Origin of the sequence: Sivoneniella epilithica UHCC 1019 (assembly GCF_040830845.1) — a bacterium.
GTDB lineage: Bacteria > Cyanobacteriota > Cyanobacteriia > Leptolyngbyales > Leptolyngbyaceae > ULC077BIN1.
The window spans coordinates 53,827-72,326 of sequence record NZ_JBFPDP010000006.1; the positions used below are offsets into that span (position 1 = coordinate 53,827).

General features: G+C 48.6%; 15 protein-coding genes. 8 read left to right on the forward strand and 7 right to left on the reverse strand.

All coding sequences use genetic code 11. The features are described from left to right. The first annotated feature begins 95 nt into the window (after positions 1–95). Together rimI and AB3R30_RS05770 are read left to right on the forward strand one after the other, a co-directional pair. Positions 96–713 carry a ribosomal protein S18-alanine N-acetyltransferase gene (gene rimI / locus AB3R30_RS05765; protein WP_458648198.1) on the forward strand — a complete coding sequence of 206 codons (618 nt, stop codon included), beginning with the start codon at positions 96–98 and terminating at the stop codon, positions 711–713. Positions 714–958: 245 nt separating this feature from the next. Beyond that, on the forward strand, positions 959–3,436 hold the full coding sequence (locus AB3R30_RS05770; RefSeq protein ID WP_458648199.1) for an ATP-dependent Clp protease ATP-binding subunit: 2,478 nt from the start codon (positions 959–961) through the stop codon (positions 3,434–3,436). Between the two features lie 105 nt (positions 3,437–3,541). On the opposite strand, the gene AB3R30_RS05775 is transcribed toward AB3R30_RS05770, so the two are convergent. Continuing rightward, positions 3,542–6,097 (reverse strand): NACHT domain-containing protein, encoded by a 2,556-nt coding sequence (locus AB3R30_RS05775; protein ID WP_458648200.1) that lies wholly within the window; start codon positions 6,095–6,097, stop codon positions 3,542–3,544. Positions 6,098–6,227: 130 nt separating this feature from the next. Here AB3R30_RS05775 and AB3R30_RS05780 point away from each other — a divergent pair, with 130 nt between their 5' ends. The 3 genes from AB3R30_RS05780 (at position 6,228) to AB3R30_RS05790 (ending at position 8,374) form a co-directional block, all read left to right on the forward strand. Then, positions 6,228–6,566: a hypothetical protein gene (locus AB3R30_RS05780; RefSeq protein ID WP_458648201.1), complete on the forward strand. Its 339-nt coding sequence runs from the start codon at positions 6,228–6,230 to the stop codon at positions 6,564–6,566. A 38-nt stretch (positions 6,567–6,604) separates the two neighbouring features. Further along, positions 6,605–7,042 (forward strand): hypothetical protein, encoded by a 438-nt coding sequence (locus AB3R30_RS05785; RefSeq protein ID WP_458648202.1) that lies wholly within the window; start codon positions 6,605–6,607, stop codon positions 7,040–7,042. 93 nt (positions 7,043–7,135) lie between these two features. Then, a complete protein-coding gene (locus tag AB3R30_RS05790; protein ID WP_458648203.1) occupies positions 7,136–8,374 on the forward strand; it encodes an NAD(P)/FAD-dependent oxidoreductase in 1,239 nt (412 codons plus the stop codon). Between the two features lie 10 nt (positions 8,375–8,384). Here AB3R30_RS05790 and AB3R30_RS05795 read toward each other — a convergent pair whose 3' ends face one another. From AB3R30_RS05795 to AB3R30_RS05810, 4 genes are all read right to left on the reverse strand, one after another. After that, on the reverse strand, positions 8,385–8,810 hold the full coding sequence (locus AB3R30_RS05795; RefSeq protein WP_458648204.1) for a GlcG/HbpS family heme-binding protein: 426 nt from the start codon (positions 8,808–8,810) through the stop codon (positions 8,385–8,387). Positions 8,811–8,860: 50 nt separating this feature from the next. Beyond that, positions 8,861–10,042, reverse strand: coding sequence for a BMP family ABC transporter substrate-binding protein (locus tag AB3R30_RS05800; protein WP_458648205.1), 1,182 nt, complete (start codon positions 10,040–10,042; stop codon positions 8,861–8,863). A gap of 151 nt (positions 10,043–10,193) precedes the next feature. Next, positions 10,194–10,670: a cupin domain-containing protein gene (locus tag AB3R30_RS05805; RefSeq protein WP_458648206.1), complete on the reverse strand. Its 477-nt coding sequence runs from the start codon at positions 10,668–10,670 to the stop codon at positions 10,194–10,196. After that, entirely contained in the window at positions 10,660–11,253 is a 594-nt protein-coding gene (locus AB3R30_RS05810; RefSeq protein ID WP_458648207.1) for a D-glycero-alpha-D-manno-heptose-1,7-bisphosphate 7-phosphatase, read from the reverse strand. The genes AB3R30_RS05805 and AB3R30_RS05810 overlap by 11 nt, the downstream gene beginning before the upstream one ends. Before the next feature lie 356 nt (positions 11,254–11,609). Here AB3R30_RS05810 and AB3R30_RS05815 point away from each other — a divergent pair, with 356 nt between their 5' ends. Then, complete coding sequence (locus tag AB3R30_RS05815; protein ID WP_458648208.1) at positions 11,610–12,080, forward strand: DUF4383 domain-containing protein; 471 nt, start codon at positions 11,610–11,612, stop codon at positions 12,078–12,080. A gap of 113 nt (positions 12,081–12,193) precedes the next feature. On the opposite strand, the gene AB3R30_RS05820 is transcribed toward AB3R30_RS05815, so the two are convergent. Further along, a complete protein-coding gene (locus tag AB3R30_RS05820) occupies positions 12,194–13,909 on the reverse strand; it encodes a tetratricopeptide repeat protein (RefSeq protein WP_458648209.1) in 1,716 nt (571 codons plus the stop codon). Positions 13,910–14,023: 114 nt separating this feature from the next. On the opposite strand from AB3R30_RS05820, the gene AB3R30_RS05825 reads away from it, so the two are divergent. Further along, positions 14,024–15,310 (forward strand): pentapeptide repeat-containing protein, encoded by a 1,287-nt coding sequence (locus AB3R30_RS05825; protein WP_458648210.1) that lies wholly within the window; start codon positions 14,024–14,026, stop codon positions 15,308–15,310. Positions 15,311–15,416: 106 nt separating this feature from the next. Continuing rightward, positions 15,417–18,275 (forward strand): cyclic nucleotide-binding domain-containing protein, encoded by a 2,859-nt coding sequence (locus AB3R30_RS05830; protein ID WP_458648211.1) that lies wholly within the window; start codon positions 15,417–15,419, stop codon positions 18,273–18,275. Here AB3R30_RS05830 and AB3R30_RS05835 read toward each other — a convergent pair. Further along, complete coding sequence (locus AB3R30_RS05835) at positions 18,272–18,481, reverse strand: Nif11-like leader peptide family natural product precursor (protein WP_458648212.1); 210 nt, start codon at positions 18,479–18,481, stop codon at positions 18,272–18,274. The two genes, AB3R30_RS05830 and AB3R30_RS05835, sit on opposite strands and share 4 nt — an antisense overlap. Positions 18,482–18,500: the final 19 nt, after the last annotated feature.

The window sequence follows — 18,500 nt, forward strand, 5'->3', positions numbered from 1 at the left end:
GCGATCGAGAGTCCTAAATAGCAAGTAAGCAAGAATCGTTCACTATATCAGTTTACAATCGTCTGCTGACACATATCCTCGATCGCTTAACTTTTGTGCGTAGTCTCCAAATTCGAGCGCTTACCCCTCAGGATCTGACCGCTGCGCTGGATCTCGATCGCCGCTGTTTAGGCGGATTGTGGAATCTAGACGGCTACCAACGAGAAATTGACAGCCCCAACAGCGACCTTCTCGTGTTGCAGAAGGGCGAAGCAGAAGAGCAAAGCAAATTCCGAATTCGGAACTTAATACCCGAAACTCGAAACTCGAAACTCGAAACTCGACATTCTTTTGCCCTTTTCGCCATTGGCTGCTCTTGGACGATTTTAGAAGAAGCCCACATCACCTTATTAGCGGTTGATCTTGATTATCAACGACAGGGATTAGGGCAAGCATTGCTCTACTGTTTGCTGAAAGCTGCCCACGATCGCGGCTTAGAACGGGCAACCCTAGAAGTGCGAGTGTCAAATCAAGCCGCGATCGCACTCTATGAAAAATTTGGCTTTCAAACCGCAGGACGACGCAAGCGCTACTACGCAGAAACGGGTGAAGATGCACTGGTGCTATGGCGAGGTGGGCTGCATCATCCCCATTTTCCACGAACGTTGGCAACTTGGCAGCAAACTGTCAGCGATCGCCTCCAGCGATCGGGGTGGCAGTTGAGTGGCGAGTGATGAGTGGCGGCGAGTGACCGCATTTCGTCATTCGCAATTCCAAACTTGACTTTTCCTATCTCTTCGGTTAACAATTTGCGACTGTGGCAATATTTCAAGTTTTGTTTTCGTTCCGCAGCGCAGTTTTTGCCGAAGGTACGGGAATCACGCATGTTTTCGTCTGTTTGAGATAAACAGACGGACGATTTCCCTGTGTTAGAATCAACTCTACCCGGCAATGCAGCAGGCGACACAGGAATTAAACCATGTTTGAACGCTTCACAGAAAAAGCCATCAAAGTGATTATGCTTGCCCAGGAGGAAGCGCGCCGCCTGGGGCATAATTTTGTGGGTACAGAGCAGATCCTCCTGGGTCTGATTGGAGAAGGGACCGGCGTTGCCGCCAAAGTACTGAAATCCATGGGTGTCAATCTTAAAGATGCTCGGATAGAAGTCGAGAAGATTATTGGGCGAGGCTCTGGTTTTGTGGCTGTAGAAATCCCTTTCACTCCCAGAGCGAAACGGGTTTTGGAACTATCGCTAGAGGAAGCTCGCCAACTAGGACACAACTATATTGGAACAGAACATCTTCTCTTAGGATTGATTCGCGAAGGAGAAGGCGTTGCTGCCAGAGTATTAGAAAATTTGGGTGTTGACCTATCTAAGGTACGCACTCAAGTGATCCGGATGTTAGGAGAGACGGCGGAGGTTACTTCCGGCGGTTCTCAGGGGCGCACCAAAACTCCAACCCTGGATGAGTTTGGCTCTAACCTAACTCAGCTTGCCGCTGAAGGGAAGCTCGATCCAGTCGTGGGTCGTCAAAAAGAAATTGAGCGGGTGATCCAGATCTTGGGTCGCCGGACTAAAAATAACCCGGTGTTGATCGGTGAACCCGGTGTGGGTAAAACTGCGATCGCGGAAGGATTAGCCCAACGCATCGCCAACGATGACATCCCCGATATTCTTGAAGATAAGCGCGTTGTCACCCTAGATATTGGCTTGTTAGTCGCAGGCACCAAATATCGCGGTGAATTTGAGGAACGGCTGAAAAAAATCATGGATGAGATCCGCTCTGCCGGAAACGTCATTCTGGTGATTGATGAAGTTCATACTCTGATTGGTGCTGGAGCAGCGGAAGGCGCGATTGATGCAGCCAATATCCTCAAGCCAGCCTTGGCGCGGGGTGAACTGCAATGTATTGGAGCCACTACTTTAGATGAATATCGCAAACATATCGAGCGGGATGCAGCCTTAGAACGTCGCTTCCAGCCGGTTATGGTGGGTGAACCGTCGGTGGATGAAACCATTGAGATTCTTCGGGGTCTACGGGAACGCTACGAGCAACATCACAAGCTCAAAATCTCCGATCTGGCGTTAGAAGCAGCGGCTAAGCTATCCGATCGCTATATTTCGGATCGCTTCCTACCCGATAAAGCCATCGATTTGGTGGATGAAGCAGGTTCGCGTGTTCGCCTCCTTAACTCTCAGTTGCCTCCTGCTGCCAAAGAGTTGGATAAAGAATTGCGTCAAGTCCTTAAAGACAAGGATGATGCGGTTCGTTCTCAGAACTTTGATAAGGCAGGTCAACTGCGCGATCGCGAAATGGAAATCAAAGCTGAAATCCGGGCGATCGCTCAAACCAAGAAGACTGAATCAGCAGGCGAAGGTGGCGAAATGCCAATCGTCAATGAAGAAGACATCGCTCAAATTGTGGCTTCTTGGACGGGCGTTCCAGTCAACAAGCTTACGGAATCCGAATCCGAGAAGCTGCTGCATATGGAAGACACGCTGCACCAACGTTTAATTGGTCAAGAAGAAGCAGTCAAAGCGGTATCTCGTGCGATTCGTCGTGCCCGTGTTGGCTTGAAAAATCCTAACCGACCGATCGCCAGCTTTATCTTCTCTGGTCCAACTGGAGTCGGTAAGACGGAGTTGACGAAGGCATTGGCAACCTACTTCTTTGGAGCCGAAGAAGCGATGATCCGACTCGATATGTCGGAATATATGGAGCGCCATACCGTTTCCAAACTGATTGGGTCGCCTCCAGGCTATGTCGGCTACAACGAAGGCGGTCAGCTAACGGAAGCCGTGCGTCGCCGCCCTTACACGGTAGTCCTGTTTGATGAAATTGAGAAGGCTCACCCTGATGTCTTCAACATGCTGCTGCAAATCTTGGAAGATGGTCGCTTGACCGATGCTAAAGGACGCACAGTAGATTTCAAAAACACCCTGCTGATCATGACCTCTAACATTGGGTCTAAGGTGATTGAGAAAGGCGGCGGTGGTTTAGGCTTTGAGTTTGCTTCAGAAGGCAACGCGGCTGAATCTCAATACAACCGCATCCGTTCTTTGGTCAACGAAGAACTGAAGAACTACTTCCGTCCAGAGTTCTTGAACCGTTTGGATGAAATCATCGTCTTCCGTCAACTGAAGGAAGAGGAGATTAAGGAAATTGCCGACATCATGCTCAAAGACATCTTTAACCGATTGCAAGAGCAAGGCATTACCTTAGAAGTCACCGAGAAGTTCAAGGATCGTTTGGTTAAGGAAGGCTACAATCCCGCCTATGGTGCCCGTCCATTACGTCGTGCCATTATGCGCCTGCTAGAAGATTCCCTTGCGGAAGAAATCTTGTCGGGTCGGATCAAAGATGGGCACACTGCGATTATGGATGTAGATGAGGAAGGGCAAGTGAGAGTCCTCATGGGCGAACAACGCGAACTTTTACCGCAAGCGGTTGAGTAGTTGTTCAATACATAGCTAAATTTCAAAAGGTAGGGAGACTGTTCTTCCTACCTTTTTTGTTAGGCGCGATCGCTGTTTGTGGTGCGATCGCTAACACTTTCATCATCACTCATCGCCTACTGCATAAGTTTCTGAAACATCGAGTAATGGACTATGCCAAGCCTCATAAAATTCTGGATAACTCATATTTTGGGCACAGTGATATAAAACTTCTCCATAAAGCCAATAAGAGTCAGGATCAATTTCTAGATAGTCTTTAAACTTCTGAACTAGCATTATCAATAGTTCATTTTTCAACAATGCTTTATACCGTAGAACCTCACATAGGCTAACTACAACTGAAATATGTATAATCTCAGTATTTCTCTTCTGCATTAAATTAGCTAAAGATTGAGCTACTTCTAAATTTCCTGGAGCAGCAATTCCTAAGACACAAACAATGGAACAACATATATTCTCATCCTCAGCAGCATCCAATTTCTCAATTAAGTAACTTAAAATATCTGAATTGTTGATGGCAAACGTTATTAATTCTTTCACAGATTGCCTGCGAGTTTCTATATCATGATTAAATGCGAGTTTTTCGATTAATTCTTCAGCTTTTTCAAAACAATTAATACTATTAAAGAGCATTTCCTTTGATGCGAACGAATCTAAAAAAGGTAAATACCCTTTTCTATGCAAAGTTATGCCCTGATTCATATAACCATCAAAATCAAAGGGTAAAATTCTTTTCCTAATTGCCGGCATAGTTTTAATTTCAGAGTACATATCAGGATTACGCAAAATATTTTCTATGGTGTTTTTGATTGACATCTGGTCAAAGTCATCTGTCTCATTCATAGATAAAAATACTAAAGTAAAAAGCTTAGACCAATAGAAATAGTAATCTCCACAGTTTTCTTCAAATTCAAAGAGAGACTCGACAAGCTTTTTCTTGGTTTCCTTAGCTAATTCTCTTCGTCCGACCCACAAAAGAATTATTTCTTTCCACTGATTTTCAAAAACATGATAATTACCCTTATTCTGATTCAGAAAAAAGCACCAGTCATCGATCGCTAATGCTGCAAAGTATTCCTGAAATGTAGGATGAAAGAAGGCGTAGACAAGTTCATCGGCATCTTTTTCGGAAGCAGTAGGTAAACCAATCGGGGCAAGCCAATTTAGCCGCAATGCCCACCAGAATAAGGAGCCTTTTTGTTTTGGATTACCTAAAAACTGCTTAACAGTACTTTCCCTAAGCCGAAAGCGAGATTCTTGCTCATCTAGAGCAAATTTAGATAACTCGCCAAGCTGGCGATCGAGTTCTTCTCGTTGCTCAACTAATGCGTTCTGTTCTTCTTCTGTTAAGCATTTTTCCTCATTCCATCGATAATGCCAGTCAACAAATCGCTGATATAGTCCGGCTTTCGTGTCTGGGAGCTTATCTCCGCCTTTTTGCCAAGTGAGACACAACAGCGTTAATCGTAATGGATTCCGGATCAGGCTTTTAATCCGTTCATTTGAGCGTTCTAATTCAGCTTTCAAATTGTCGAGAGAGTCTCGCTCAGATTCTCCTAAAAACCATTTGTGGATAAACTTTTCAACATCTTCAGGTTCAAAATCGAGATTTCGATAGACCTCAAAAACATTGGTCAACCTCTCGCCATCCGAACTCCAGACGTTCAATCGACAGGTCAGCACAATTCTTGCTTTAGAAGTCCAACCTTGTTGATACTGCTCTAAAATCCAACGCAACGGCTGCCTAATCGCTGTCACCATTTCGTCCACGCCGTTTAGCAGCAACCAAACTCGCCCTTGATTGATTTCCTCAATCAAGGATTTTTGCAAGTCCTTAGAGGAATTGTGCAAATCTGGAACCGCTTCAGGAAAATGCTCTTGAATGATGGGTAATACAGCCTTAAGCCATTTCTTAAGCAGGTAACTCTCTAAAGTTTCTTTTGGCTCTAAGTCCGCTAAGTCAATCCAGATGGGTAAACCTTTCGTATTCTCTCCTTGAACCTCTTCAGCGATATGTTGCAAAAGAGTTGTTTTGCCTGCCCCTGCTTCGCCAATGATCGCGATCGGTTTTCCTGGTTGAAGTACGCGCTCAAGAAAATCTTCATGTGAAATGGGAGTTGTTTTTTCTTGCTCCAACACAGACCAACGATCCGCAGCATCATGCGGAGCAATTCTTGGCTGTTCGTTTTGCTTGCGTTCCACCAATCCCAAGCGAACATACACATCCGCAACACGCCTACTGCCAGATCCCAACGGCTGACTCATTAGCAATTGTTTCTGCTGCATTTTCAGCATCTCACCACAAACCCGCAGCCAGTTAATAGACAGCGAAAACCTTTGGTCAAGATTGCCGTAACCAGCATCACATAAACACCCAGCAACCCGCTCCCAAACAATCCGTTGCTCTGGAAGGTTTAGAACTTCGAGTAGGTAAGGTTTAACGTACTTATTTAATGAATCTCGAACATTTCCTGAACTCTTAAAACATCGCTTTGCAACTTTTGCTGGATCGCCTACGCAAAGCACACCTTTGAAGTAGCGCCAGGGCGCGTCAGTAATTGGGTGCAAACTTTTCTTTTCTAAGTCACGCTTCAGCCGTTTGAGGTCAAATCGCTTTTCTACTTCATCAAAGTTGTCTTCTGTTTGAAGAGTTGATGGCATATCCCTCTGACTCGTTAAATATTTTTTCAGTACATCCTAACTAATTCCTAACTTGATTTAGGCGATAGTTAGGAATCCAACCTTCTACTGTTAAAGCATAAAGGTTCAAGTCTTTTGGGAGACAATTTGCATGAAAGGTGGGGCGTACAAAGCGGTTCGGGAGGCGAATCAGGGTGGAGAAGTGCATCATATGCCTGCTGCGTCTGCTAGCCGTTTGAGGGTGGAGGAAGGACCCGCAATTTGGATGGAAACCCTAGATCATCGGCAAACGGCGAGTTGGGGGCGATCTCGCTCTGCAATTGATTACCGTAAACGACAGCAAGCGTTGATTCAACAAGGGAAATTTCTCGAAGCGTTGCAGATGGATATTGAGGATATTCGCTCAAAGTTTGACAGCAAGTATGATCAGGCAATTCAGGAAATGTTGGAGTATGTGGAAACCATTCGCGATCGCTTGAATCCCGATTAAGATGAATGAGTGTCATTTTCGTAGTCGGAAGTGAAATTATGAAGCTAGACGTAAAGCTGGAGATTGAACCCTATCAAGGGATTGCGGGTGTTCAGTTTGGCATGTCCTGTGAGCAAGTGCGCCATGCTTTAAATTCCAGCGTTCGAGCCTTCAAAAAGACGGCAATAGATGAGTTAAATACTGATGCCTTTGATGAGTTAGGGATGCATGTTTATTACAAACAGCCGGATGGGTGTGAAGCGATCGAACTCGCGGCTCCAGCAAATCCCACATTTCGCGGAAAAGCGTTGATTGGTCAGCCGTTTAGTGAGCTACGCAATTGGTTCAGATCAATCGATCCTCAGATTGAAGTAGACGAAACGGGTTTGACTTCTTTTGAATTTGGGCTTGGTCTATATGTGCCTTTTGCCAGCCAATCCCCCAATGCCCCGATTGAAGCGGTGATTATTTTTCAGCAAGGCTATTACGATCGCTAATTTCAACTTTTCTGGTAAATAGGCGATAAACCTCATCGTTTCTACTAAGCAATAGGGGAAAATAGGCGGTTAGTGTCACACTAAGTTATTGAAATGCAGGAATTTGATGTGGTGGTGGTGGGCGGCGGTCCAGCGGGAGGGCAGTGTGCGCGATCGCTGGCAAAAACCGGACGCAAGGTTTTGTTAGTAGAACGGCACAAAGACTTTGCGATCAACAGCTTTTCTAGTGCAGGCACCCCGCTGGAAACGTTGAGCCAATATGATTTGCCAGAAAGCGTGGTGGGCACCTACTGGAATAAGTTTGTGGTGGTCACCTCCAACCAGCAGGGCGAATGGAAAACTCCAGAGGCGATCGGGGCTGTGCTGGATTTTGGCAAACTGCGAGAATTCCTGGCAAACGACGTGCAGGCGATCGGTGGCGAAGTCTGGATGAACTGCCGTTACGTGAGTCATAGTCAAAATACGGGTCAAACCTTAGTGTCATTGGTGCGAGAGGGTGAAGCCGTGACCGTTAGCGCTCGTGTGGTGGTAGATGCGACGGGTCCGTTTCGGGCGGTGATGTATGGCAAAGATGATCCAAAGCCAGAATTTTTGTCAGGTACGGGCATCGAGTATTTGATTGAAGTTTCAGACGAGGTGTATCAGCGGTATAGCGATGCGCTGACTTTCTTTTTGGGCTATAAGTGGATGCCCAAAGGCTACTCGTGGATTTTTCCGATGGCACCCAATCGGCTAAAGGTGGGCGCAGGCATCATCAACGCCGACCACGAATTCGTGAAGCAAACCGAGCCGCTGAAGCATTACATTCACTTGATTTTGCAGGACTACATCAAATCTGATTACACGCTGATTGAGGTGCATGGTTCAACGCTGAAATATAGTCGTGGCTTGCAGGATGTTTACTATCGGAAGAACGCGATCGCGATCGGTGATGCCGTTTCCACGGTTAATTTTTTAGGTGGCGAGGGCATCCGTCATGCAATGCAGGGCGCAGAAATCGCTAGCAAGCATATTCAAACCTACCTCGATCGCCAAACAGATAGCTTTCAGGATTATCAAACCGAAATGCATCGCGTGTTTCTCAAAACCTGGAACCTGTCTGAAAAGTTTGGCATGAAGAAATATCTGCAAGACTGCGACGAAATTGTCGATAAAGTCGTCACCTATCTGCGTCCGCTGAGCTTGGAAGATGTCGTGGATATTCTCTTTTTCTACCGTTTTGAAAAAGTCTCGAAGGGGCTACCCCAATACCTCCGACGCAAACTAGATTCCTTCTGGACTCGCGTTGTTTCTCGTTGGCGGAAGCTATCCCGTAAGGCGATCGCTAGTTAGGCTAAAGCTATCAGTTGTCTATAACTGCCTTCAACGCCGCAATTCCCGCTTCTGCCACTTCAATATCTTCCTCATCCGTGCCAGAGCCAACGCCGATCGCGCCAATGATTTCGCCATCCAGCATAATCGGCAATCCCCCGGCAATCGTGGCAAAGCGATCGCCCGATGCCAGCGCAATCCCAACTGCCAACTCAAACGGCAATTGTCCAGTCGCCACCCTCGCAGACACCGCCGTATATGCCTTTTGAATGGCAGTGAACTGGCTGTGCAATTTTGCCCCATCCATCCGCTCAAACACCAGTAGGTTGCCGCCCCGATCCACCACCGCCACGCACTGAGGAATACCCATTGCTTCTGCTTTCGCGATCGCCCCCTGCAACACCACCCGCGCCCCCTTCACCGACAACTCCGTCACCCGCCGCATATAGATACTCATTTTCTACCCATCCCTCACTCACCACCCGCCACTCATCCTTCGCCATTTTCCTACTGCGTCCCCGCATTGCCCACCACGCCTTCCACCAGCCAGTTCATTCCCTGTAGCTGCGGATCTTGCAGCGTGTACTGCGTTCCCGCAGGAATCACGACCTTACCCTTGTTATCTTTCAGTTCACCTTTAAAGATGACCAAACTACCATCCAAAAGCTTTGCTTTAGCCGTTTCTACGGCTGTTTTCGCTTCCTGACTGACCGCCGCACCATAGGGCGATAGTTTACAGAAATCATCCTTTAAGCCGCCTGCAATGACTGGAGGAATCCCTTTATCCATCAAGGTTTTGCCAGCCCGCAGCATCTCAGCATAGGTAGTGTAGATTTTGCCCCAGTTCCACTCCACCCCAGTGAGATAGCCTTTGGGAGCCAAACTTGCTTGATCAATGTGATAGCCATTGGAAAATACACCTCGACTTTCTGCCGTCGTAATCACCGCTTTCAAATTATCCACCCGACTGGTAATCACATCCGCATTTTGATCAATCAGCGTGTTCGTTGCCTCCGCTTCTTTCACCGGCAACGACCAATCCCCCGTAAACACCGTTTGAATCACGATCGCGGGGTTGACGCTGCGGGCACCCAACGCAAAACTATTCAGTTCTCGCAGCACCACGGGAATCGCTTTCGGCACCACATAGCCAAGTTTGCCAGTTTTGGAAGCGTATGCTGCAACAATTCCAGCAAGATAGGCGGGTTCTGCCAAATCACTGAAATAGGAGCCAACATTTTTTGGATAGTTTGCTTTGTAGGGCTGATTGGCATGGAACAGTTGCACTTGGGGAAATTCAGCGGCAATTTTGAGGCTGTGGGGGTTGAAGTAGCCATAGGATGTGGGGAACAGGGCGATCGCGCCATTCTCGTCAATCATCTTCCGCATCGTTTCAGCCACAGCAGTTGTTTCAGGAATGCTGGCTTCTTCCACGATCTTAACCCAAGGTAATTTTGCCAGTGCCGCCGCCCCTTCTGCATGGGCTTGGTTGTAGCCATAGTCATCTTTGGGTCCAACGTAGATAAACCCTAGCGTAACCATTTTTTCGATAGGCGTAGGGCTAGAAGAAGATTGCGGTGTAGAGGTGCAACCTGTCCAAAAACGAGAGGAGCCTGCAAAAGCTCCCGTTGCTAGTAATCCTCGAATTAGGTCGCGACGGCGGATAGATGAGTGAGAAGAATTAGACATCGTGAGTTTCCCTTAAATTTGGGCAATTTGTTACTGGCTGGCTGATAGCACGTCAGTCCCAGCAAATTGTTCGGGCTTAGTGTGCCCATTGCGTTGAGGAAGTGGACACCACTTGCGAACTGATCAGTCAACATCCGCGATCTCGCTTTGTCTAATAAGCACTGCCGTCTTTATGAGTAAAACTCCAGTTAGTAGACTGGGCAGCCACCAAGTCATCATCGGGGTAAACAACTTCGTCGCCTGAAGTACGATCGCCCACTTCCAAATACACCGCGTCTGAGTGCGATCGATTCACCAACTGGTGCCCGTCTGCTTTTCCTGCTGGGAACCCTGCCGCCATCCCTGCTTGCAACACCTGCTCTCCAGCGTTTGTAATTAACGTCAACTCACCTGTCAGCACATAGACAAACTCATCTTGGCGGGTGTGCCAATGCCGAATTGAGGAAGCGGCTCCGGGTGCCAAATGAACCCGATTTACCCCAAAGTTTTTGAGTCCTAGCGCGTCTCCCAAAGCTTGCTTGCTGCGTCCCGCCACTTTTGCTTTGAACGGCTCAGGATACTTTGATCCGGTTCTGGGTAAAACAGTTTCAGGGTTTAAGGCTGGCAGAAACAATTCTTCAGACGGCATGGCTGGTTTGCTCCAAAATCCACTGGGCAGCATCGGCAAGATCTTTAGCAATGTAGTCCGGTTGGGTTTCATGCTGGTAATCGCCGCTAAGAACCTGTTGCCCAAACCCAGTTTGCACCAAAATCCCGACGCAGCCTGCATTATGCGCCATATCAATATCGGTCGCTTTGTCGCCCACCATGAAGCTTTGGGAAATATCCAGATCATGTTCCCAAGCGGCAGCGACGAACATGCCTGTGTTGGGTTTGCGCCAAGTGCTGTAGCGGGTGTATTGCGGATCGGTGCCTCCTTCGGGATGGCTGAGGTAGGGGCAATAGTAAAGAGCATCCAATCGCGCCCCTGCTTCTTGTTGCAATAAATGGCAGAGGCGATCGTGCAGGGCATCCACATGACTAGCGGGATAATAGCCACGGGCAGGACCGGATTGATTAGAAACAAGACAGCAAAATAAGCCGCGATCGTTGAGTTGACGCACTGCCTGGGCAATGCCTGGAATCAGATGCAGATCTTCTACATTGTGGATGTAGCCTGCTTCAATATTGAGAACTCCATCGCGATCGAGAAATACGGCGGCTCTACTCATGGGCTTTTTGTGTCATTAGCATGGTTATTTGCGGCGATCGCCGCACTTTTGTACGGAATCACTCTAAAGCATTGGCGATCGCAGGAAGGCACCATCTAAAAAAATACAGGATCTACGCAAGAGATTTTGCTAAAGCATCAAATCCATTAGCAAAATAGACGGCAATGGGTAGACATGCTCACCGCGCCACAGGATCGTTGCTATAGGCTCACTTCGTTTTTAGCTCTATCCATAGCCATATCCACAAACTCCTCTTTAAGAAGAGGAAATAAGCAGTTCAGACGACTAATTTAAGGTATCTCTACTTTGAATTTTGAGAATTTTGAACTGTTGAGTATAGAAACAAGGAGTTTGCTATGAAGGCTGGACAATACTTTGCATTAATCTCTGGTATCTTTTTTCTGTTACTTGGAATTATGGGCTTGATTCCAGGATTGGTTGATTACGGCGAAGCGACCTCCCAGGTCAGTGATGCATACGGTATGGGCTATGGGTATATTGCAGGAGTGATTCCTACCAATGGCATTCACGCTTTTATTCGCATTGTTGTAGGGCTGTCAGGTATTGCGGCATCCCTTGCGCTAGATAGTGCCCGTATTTATAGTCGGGTAGTTGCAGTTTCCTATGGACTATTTGCTGTATTAGGACTAATTCCTTACACCAATACCCTTTTCGGCACAGTCCCGATTTTTGGAAGCGATGTTTTACTCCACGGCTTAAGTGCCGCGATCGCGTTTTACTATGGCTTTGTTGAGTCCCCAGGGCTTTTGGAATTGTCCAAAACCGCTTCTAGCAACTCCCAGCAAGATCCACAGGAAATATTGTAGTTGTTGGTAGCAAATAGTCTTTGCTGCCCATAACTTAAAGCAGTCTTTTTATTTACCGGACGCTGTGTTTTTTAAAGCCACAGCATCCGGCATTTTAAGTTCTCAAGGAAATTCTACTTTTTTGCAGGCTTTTTGGCATCTAGCAGTTTTTGTTGAGCCTGAGTAGTGGTTTTCAGAGTTTCCTGTGCTAGGGGTTGATTGGGGTTGATTGCCAGGGACGCTTGCAATGCCGCGATCGCCTCTGCATATTTTTTTAGTCGTGCCAGGGCGATACCGCGTCCGGTTAGGGCTTCCGCACTTTTGGAGTTGATCTCAAGGGCGCGATCGTAGGCAATCAGAGCTTCACCGTAGCGTCCGAGCTCGATCAACGCCACGCCCCGGTTATGCCAGCCTTGAAACGACTTGGGGTTGAATTGAATCGCTTTATCAGCGGCGACGAGTGCTTCTGGATACCGTTTCAAGCGCCACAGAAGGGCGCTGCGATTTGCCCAGCCATCGGAATTCGTGGGATCGATTTTCAGGGCAGTGTCGTAGGCAATTAGGGCGGCGGCGTATTTCTGCTGTGTTCTCAAAATCCCGCCCTGATTCAGCCATGCTTGGGCATAGTTGGGGTTGAGCCGAATTGCTTCCTGAGTTGCGGCGATCGCCTCGTCATACTGCTTCAAGTACCACAGCACTACGGCGCGATCGCTCCAGGCTTCGGTATAGTCGGGCTTAATCCCCGTCGCTCGCTGCGAGGATGCCAGCGCTTCCTCATATTTGCCTAAACCCGTCAGAGCTTTGCTGCGCTGGTTCCAAGCTTGGGCTGCCCCCGTCGCGTTCCATACGCCATCCCCTTGAATTGCTTGGTCACAGGCTTCTAGGGCTTTTTCATGCTGTGCCAATACGTTCAGCATGGTGCAGCGTCCCACCAAGGCTAGAGAAGATTTTGGGTTCAGTTGCACGGCGCGATCGTAGGAGGTCAACGCTTGCTGAAATTGCGCCAGTTGCTCTAGAACGGTTGCCTGGGCTGCCCAAAGGTTGGAATCATTGGGGTTAAGGCGAATGGCACGGTCATAATCTGCCACGGCGGTATCCAGTTGATTTAACTGGCGGTTTGCTCCAGCGCGATTTGCCAGCGCTAGGGCAGCGCTCTGTTCACTGCCTTTGCCGCTTTTCGCCACCGCTTGATCACAGGCGGCGATCGCCTCGGCTTGTTTCCCCAATTTTGAGAGGGTGTCGCAGCGGTAGGCTTGAGTTTGGGGATCTTTCGGGTCTAGTAATAGGGCGCGATCGTAGGCAATCAGCGCCTGGTCATATTGCTCCAACTGGCTGAAAATCAACCCCCGATTCACCCATGCCAAGGCGGGCGATCGCCTGCCCCAGTTGCCATCTACCCGCAGGGCTTGGGCGCATTCATCCAAAGCCTCTTCACTGCGACCCAAGGCAGCAAACGCCATGCATTGATAGGTCAGCGCTAAGGAGGTTTTGGGATTGAAGCCCAGGGATTTTTCCGCCGAGGCGATCGCTTCAGGATACTTTTTCATTTGCAGCAATACGCCGCTATGGTCTGCCCAAATCACCGAATCTCGTTGTCTGAGCAAAATTGCCTGTTCGCAGGAAGTCAGCGCATCTTCATACTTGCCAGAGTCGGCTTGTAACCCACAGAGATCAGACCAGTAGGTGAAATCTTTTAGTTTTTCCTGGAGAGCTTTTTGGGCAAGGAAAATAGGGAAGGGCGAGAGGCGAAAGGCAAGAGGCGAGGGGAAGACTTGATTGGCGGCGGCAATGGGAATCGCTGAAAGGTTGAGGGCAAGGGTGGTCAGGCTGAATCCAATCGGGCAGCGCATTGGTTCTGTTTCCAATGAGGAACTGTACTATTATCAGGTTTCAGGGCTGCGATCTCGTTTCAGGATACTGAACTCGCACAGCAATTTTTCTTATTCGTTTATGGCACACCGATTATGAATTGTCTCGTGATTCTGCACAGCAGGTTTCTCGCGGTCATGATGTGTTTGGGATGGCTATTGGCGGCAACGGCGGCTCAGGCGGCGAATGAAAGTCAGGTGAAGCGGCTGAAGGAAACGCGCCAGTGTGAAGGCTGCGATCTGGTGAATGCCAATCTGCGCGGCTTCTTTTTAGAGCAGGCAAATTTGAAGGGAGCCAATTTACGGGGAGCTAATTTGAATGGGGCAAACCTGAAAGGGGCGTTTCTAAAACAGGCAAACTTGAAAGGGGCGGATCTTCGCAATGCCAACTTAGAGGATGCCAATCTGGAGGCAGCATTTTTGGAAGGCGCACGGCTGAAAAATACGACGATTAGCGATCGCACGGTTCTATCACCCAAATGGCAACTGGTGCGATCGCTCGTGAATCAGGGGATCGGCAATCAAGATTTGAAAGAAGCCGATTTGAAACAAGCAAATCTTGCCGGGGCAGATCTGCGGAACGCCAAATTAGAAGGTGCCAACCTGTCGGAAGCCAACGTCGAAGAGGCAATGGTCAGCGGTGCCAATCTCAGCAAAACTAACTTGCAAAAATCCAGCTTTTTTCTTAGCGACCTCCGCACGGCAAACCTAACCGAAGGCAACCTGAAGCAGAGTAGCTTTCGGTCTACCGATCTACGCGGTGCAACCCTGGAAAAAGCCGACCTTAGCCAAATAGATTTGACCAACGCCTACCTGCAAACCGCAAATCTCAGCAGCGCCACGTTGAATAATGCCAACCTGACCAAAGCTCAACTCACCCAAGCCAATCTCACCCAAGCTAAACTTCGCAATGCCAACCTGTTCACTGCCGATTTGCGCGAGGCAACCCTGACTCAAGCAGAATTCACGGGTAGCAACCTCAACGGTGCAGACCTCAGCCGTGCAGACTTGAGTAGAGGCAACTTGCAAGGCACCCGTCTTGAGGGTGTCCGCCTGCAAGGAATGAGGCTAAAAGGCGCAAAGCTCACCGATTTGAACTTAAAAGGAGTAGACCTGAGCGGCAATGACCTACGAGATGCCGACTTGAGCAACACCAATTTAAGCGAAGCCTCTTTGAAAAATACCAATCTCAGCAGCGCGATTTTTCAGGGTGCCAATCTGAGCAAGGCTGATTTGAGCGGTGCCAACCTGCGGGGTGCTGTCTTAATTCAAGTGAACCTCAACGGTGCCAACTTGCTCAATGCCGATTTGAATGGGGCAGTGTTGGAGGGAGCAACGATGTGTAATGCCACCATGCCCGATGGACGCAAGGTGAAGTGCTAGGGCGAATGACGAATGACGAATGACGATGGGAAGATTCAAGTATTCGGGCATAGTTGAGTGGACAGGTTACTTACAAGCATTCAGAGCGTCAGGGGTTGAATCATCTATGCTGCATCGATTGTCTGAACAGACTGTGCATCGGATTCGGTGGGGATTGGCGATCGCCTGGTCGCTGTTGATTGCATCGCTGTTTTATGATCCGATTACAGCCTATTTGACCGAACCCACAGCCTTATTCAGTCCGCTTCGCATTCAACCAGAGGCAATGTCTGACCTAGCCCAATGCGTACAGGTGCAGGGCGTTTGCTTGCCGCAGCAGCCTTATCCCCTAGGCGCTCGGATCTTTTGGGCAATGGTGGTTCCGGCTGGATTACTCATCATTTTTGTGTTGGGTCACGAATTTTGGCGACGTATTTGTCCGCTGTCGTTTTTTTCACAAATTCCGCGATCGCTGGGCATTCAACGTAAGCTCAAAAAAGTCACCAGCACAGGCAAAACTCGCTACGAACTGGTGTCGATCGACAAAAAATCCTTGCTGGGGCGCAACTTTCTCTATCTTCAATTTGGCTTGCTGGTGTTGGGGTTAGTGTTCAGAATTTTGTTCATCAACTCCGATCGCTGGGCATTGGGTATTTTCCTCATTCTGACCATCCTTTCAGCAATTTTGGTGGGCTATCTTTATGCAGGCAAAAGCTGGTGTCAATATTTTTGCCCGATGGCTCCAGTGCAAATGATTTTTACGGGACCGCGCGGGTTGCTGGGCACTCAGGCACATTGGGGACAGCAAAAAGGGTTAACTCAATCCATTTGTCGAGAAGTGGATCAAAAAACGGGACAGGAGAAAAGCGCTTGTGTGGGCTGTCAATCGCCCTGCATGGATATCGATGCAGAGCGCTCCTATTGGGATCGAGTGACTCAGCGCGATCGCCGCTTTATCCACTATGGCTACATCGGCTTGGTATTTAGCTTCTACTTCTACTTTTTTCTCTACAGCGGCAACTGGGAGTATTACTACTCCGGTGCTTGGACTCATGAAACTAATCAACTCGCCACTGTCTTTAGCCCAGGGTTTTATCTGGGGGCACAGCCGATTCCCATTCCTAAACTGATTGCCGTACCGCTGACTTTCACGCTGTTCGTGGGGGCATCCTACGGGGTGTTTAGCCTTGCCGAACAAGCCTATCGCAACCATTTGAAACGGCAGGGACGCAATCTAGACAACGATCAGATTTTGCATCGGGTGTTCACGGTTTGCACCTTTGGTGTGTGGAACCTGTTTTGGGTGTTTGGCAGCCGCCCCACGCTTGCCCTATTGCCCGGATGGGTAGAGCGGGGATTTACAGGCTTTATCGTGTTGGTCAGTGGTTTGTGGTTTTATCAAACCTTTTGGCGCACCTCCGAGCAGTATTCCAGAGAGGGACTTGCCAACACGCTCCGCCGCCAATTGGATAAGCAAGGGTTTGATGTGGCGAAGTTTCTCAACCGCAGCAATGAGGAACTGAAGCCAGATGAGGTGTATGTGCTGGCAAAAGTGTTGCCCAATATTAACCAGAATCAAAAACTAGAGGTTTATAAAGGCGTAGTGCAGGGCGCATTAAAAAATGGGATTGTCAGTTCGGCTGAAAGTGCTTTGCTGCATGAACTCCAAACCGGACTCGACATCAGCAAAAATGAACACTACAGCATTCTGGCAAGTTTAGGCATTGAAGACCCCAGCCTGTTTGATCAAACCAAGCAGGTCAGTTTAGAAAATCAACTCCGGCTAGACAGCTATCAACAAAGCCTGGAATCGTTGGTGCAAGACTTGGTTGGCAGTGGCACTCCAGTTCGCGAGGCGTTGGAGTATAAGCGCGATCGCATTCTTAGGTTGAAGCGGCAATATCGCATTGCTGAGGAGGAAAATGAGCAGATTTTCAATACTGTGTTTGGGCAAACTGGCGGAGTGCTAAAAAAAGCGGAGGCGTTGTTGCATCAGTTTCAAGGAATGGTGGTGCGATATAGTACGCTGCAAATCAAGCCAACTGATCCAGAAGCGCCAGTCTACACGCTGCTTAGCATTGCGATCGCCGATCGCCAAAAATTCATTCTGCATCGGCTGCTCTCCCTGGTGGAAATTTTGGAAGATAGCCCAGAAGCCCTGATGCTTGCCCAACAGATCCATGCGGTGGCGCATCCTATTTTGCCAATAATCCTGCATTCCGAAGACGAGGATGGTGAGCGATCGTGGCAATCCCAGCTAGCGCCTCCAGTCTTCGACCTGTTGAATGCTCAGTCTCAGGGTGCCAGTCCCGACCTGCCAACCACAAGCTTGAGTTCAGTTCTGGGTGCCATTTTGCATGAAGATTTAGAGCCATTGGTGCGCGCCTTGAGCCTCTATGGGTTGCACTTAGTGGATCAACCGACCGCCTCCCGTGCCGCCGCAGAATTGCTGGAAACCAGTCAGCCGTTGCTATTGCAAGAAGTGGCGCAGAGGATTGTTAATCCCGTTCAAAGAGACTCCTTGACGGAACAATCGATCTCCTTGACGACTCTCGACAAGCTGTTTTGCTTATCTGAAAGTCAATTCTTTAATCAGTTGTCGTTGAGTACCTTGATTGATGTGGCGATATCCTGCCAGTCTCGCCGTTACGACCAAGGCGACGTAATTTGTCAGATGGGCGATCGCAGTCAGGAAGTGCTAATTATCTTTGACGGTGAGGCGGATGTGCAAATTAGCCGCAGCGACGGCTCGACCCAAATCATTAATACTGTTGCGAAGGGCGAAACTATTGGGGAATTGGGCGTATTAACTAAAACTCCGCGCTCCGCAACCGTGATTGCAGCCACCGACCCCACAACAGTGCTAGTGTTGAATGCTCAAAGACTGGAATCCTTGCTAAAACGCAGTCCGGCTCTGGCGATCGGCTTACTTGCCATCATCAGCAAACGCCTACAACGGCTGACCAAAATTGCCGAATCGCGCTAAATCCCTGGGATTTCAGACACCTCACACACCAGTTCTTCAACCGAAAAATTAGTCACGGCTTGCCACTCTTCCATTGTGAAATGATAGCCATGACTCTCTGCCAATTGCACCAACGCGGCTAAATCGGGTGCTGCGTTGAGTTGATCGCGCAACTCTGGGTTTTCCTGCACTGCCCTAAATAGGCGAGTCACTTCTTGCTGTGCCATAACATTTTTCCCTCTTTCA

What these genes read in the sequence shown, in the direction of transcription:
- AB3R30_RS05785 (WP_458648202.1), top strand. Translation starts at nt 6,605, where the DNA reads ATGAAGCTAGACGTAAAGCTGGAGATTGAACCCTATCAAGGGATTGCG.
- AB3R30_RS05820 (WP_458648209.1), bottom strand. Translation starts at nt 13,909, where the DNA reads ATGCGCTGCCCGATTGGATTCAGCCTGACCACCCTTGCCCTCAACCTT.
- AB3R30_RS05770 (WP_458648199.1), top strand. Translation starts at nt 959, where the DNA reads ATGTTTGAACGCTTCACAGAAAAAGCCATCAAAGTGATTATGCTTGCC.
- AB3R30_RS05830 (WP_458648211.1), top strand. Translation starts at nt 15,417, where the DNA reads ATGCTGCATCGATTGTCTGAACAGACTGTGCATCGGATTCGGTGGGGA.
- AB3R30_RS05800 (WP_458648205.1), bottom strand. Translation starts at nt 10,042, where the DNA reads ATGTCTAATTCTTCTCACTCATCTATCCGCCGTCGCGACCTAATTCGA.
- AB3R30_RS05775 (WP_458648200.1), bottom strand. Translation starts at nt 6,097, where the DNA reads ATGCCATCAACTCTTCAAACAGAAGACAACTTTGATGAAGTAGAAAAG.
- AB3R30_RS05810 (WP_458648207.1), bottom strand. Translation starts at nt 11,253, where the DNA reads ATGAGTAGAGCCGCCGTATTTCTCGATCGCGATGGAGTTCTCAATATT.
- AB3R30_RS05805 (WP_458648206.1), bottom strand. Translation starts at nt 10,670, where the DNA reads ATGCCGTCTGAAGAATTGTTTCTGCCAGCCTTAAACCCTGAAACTGTT.
- AB3R30_RS05790 (WP_458648203.1), top strand. Translation starts at nt 7,136, where the DNA reads ATGCAGGAATTTGATGTGGTGGTGGTGGGCGGCGGTCCAGCGGGAGGG.
- AB3R30_RS05825 (WP_458648210.1), top strand. Translation starts at nt 14,024, where the DNA reads ATGAATTGTCTCGTGATTCTGCACAGCAGGTTTCTCGCGGTCATGATG.
- AB3R30_RS05815 (WP_458648208.1), top strand. Translation starts at nt 11,610, where the DNA reads ATGAAGGCTGGACAATACTTTGCATTAATCTCTGGTATCTTTTTTCTG.
- AB3R30_RS05780 (WP_458648201.1), top strand. Translation starts at nt 6,228, where the DNA reads ATGAAAGGTGGGGCGTACAAAGCGGTTCGGGAGGCGAATCAGGGTGGA.
- AB3R30_RS05795 (WP_458648204.1), bottom strand. Translation starts at nt 8,810, where the DNA reads ATGAGTATCTATATGCGGCGGGTGACGGAGTTGTCGGTGAAGGGGGCG.
- AB3R30_RS05835 (WP_458648212.1), bottom strand. Translation starts at nt 18,481, where the DNA reads ATGGCACAGCAAGAAGTGACTCGCCTATTTAGGGCAGTGCAGGAAAAC.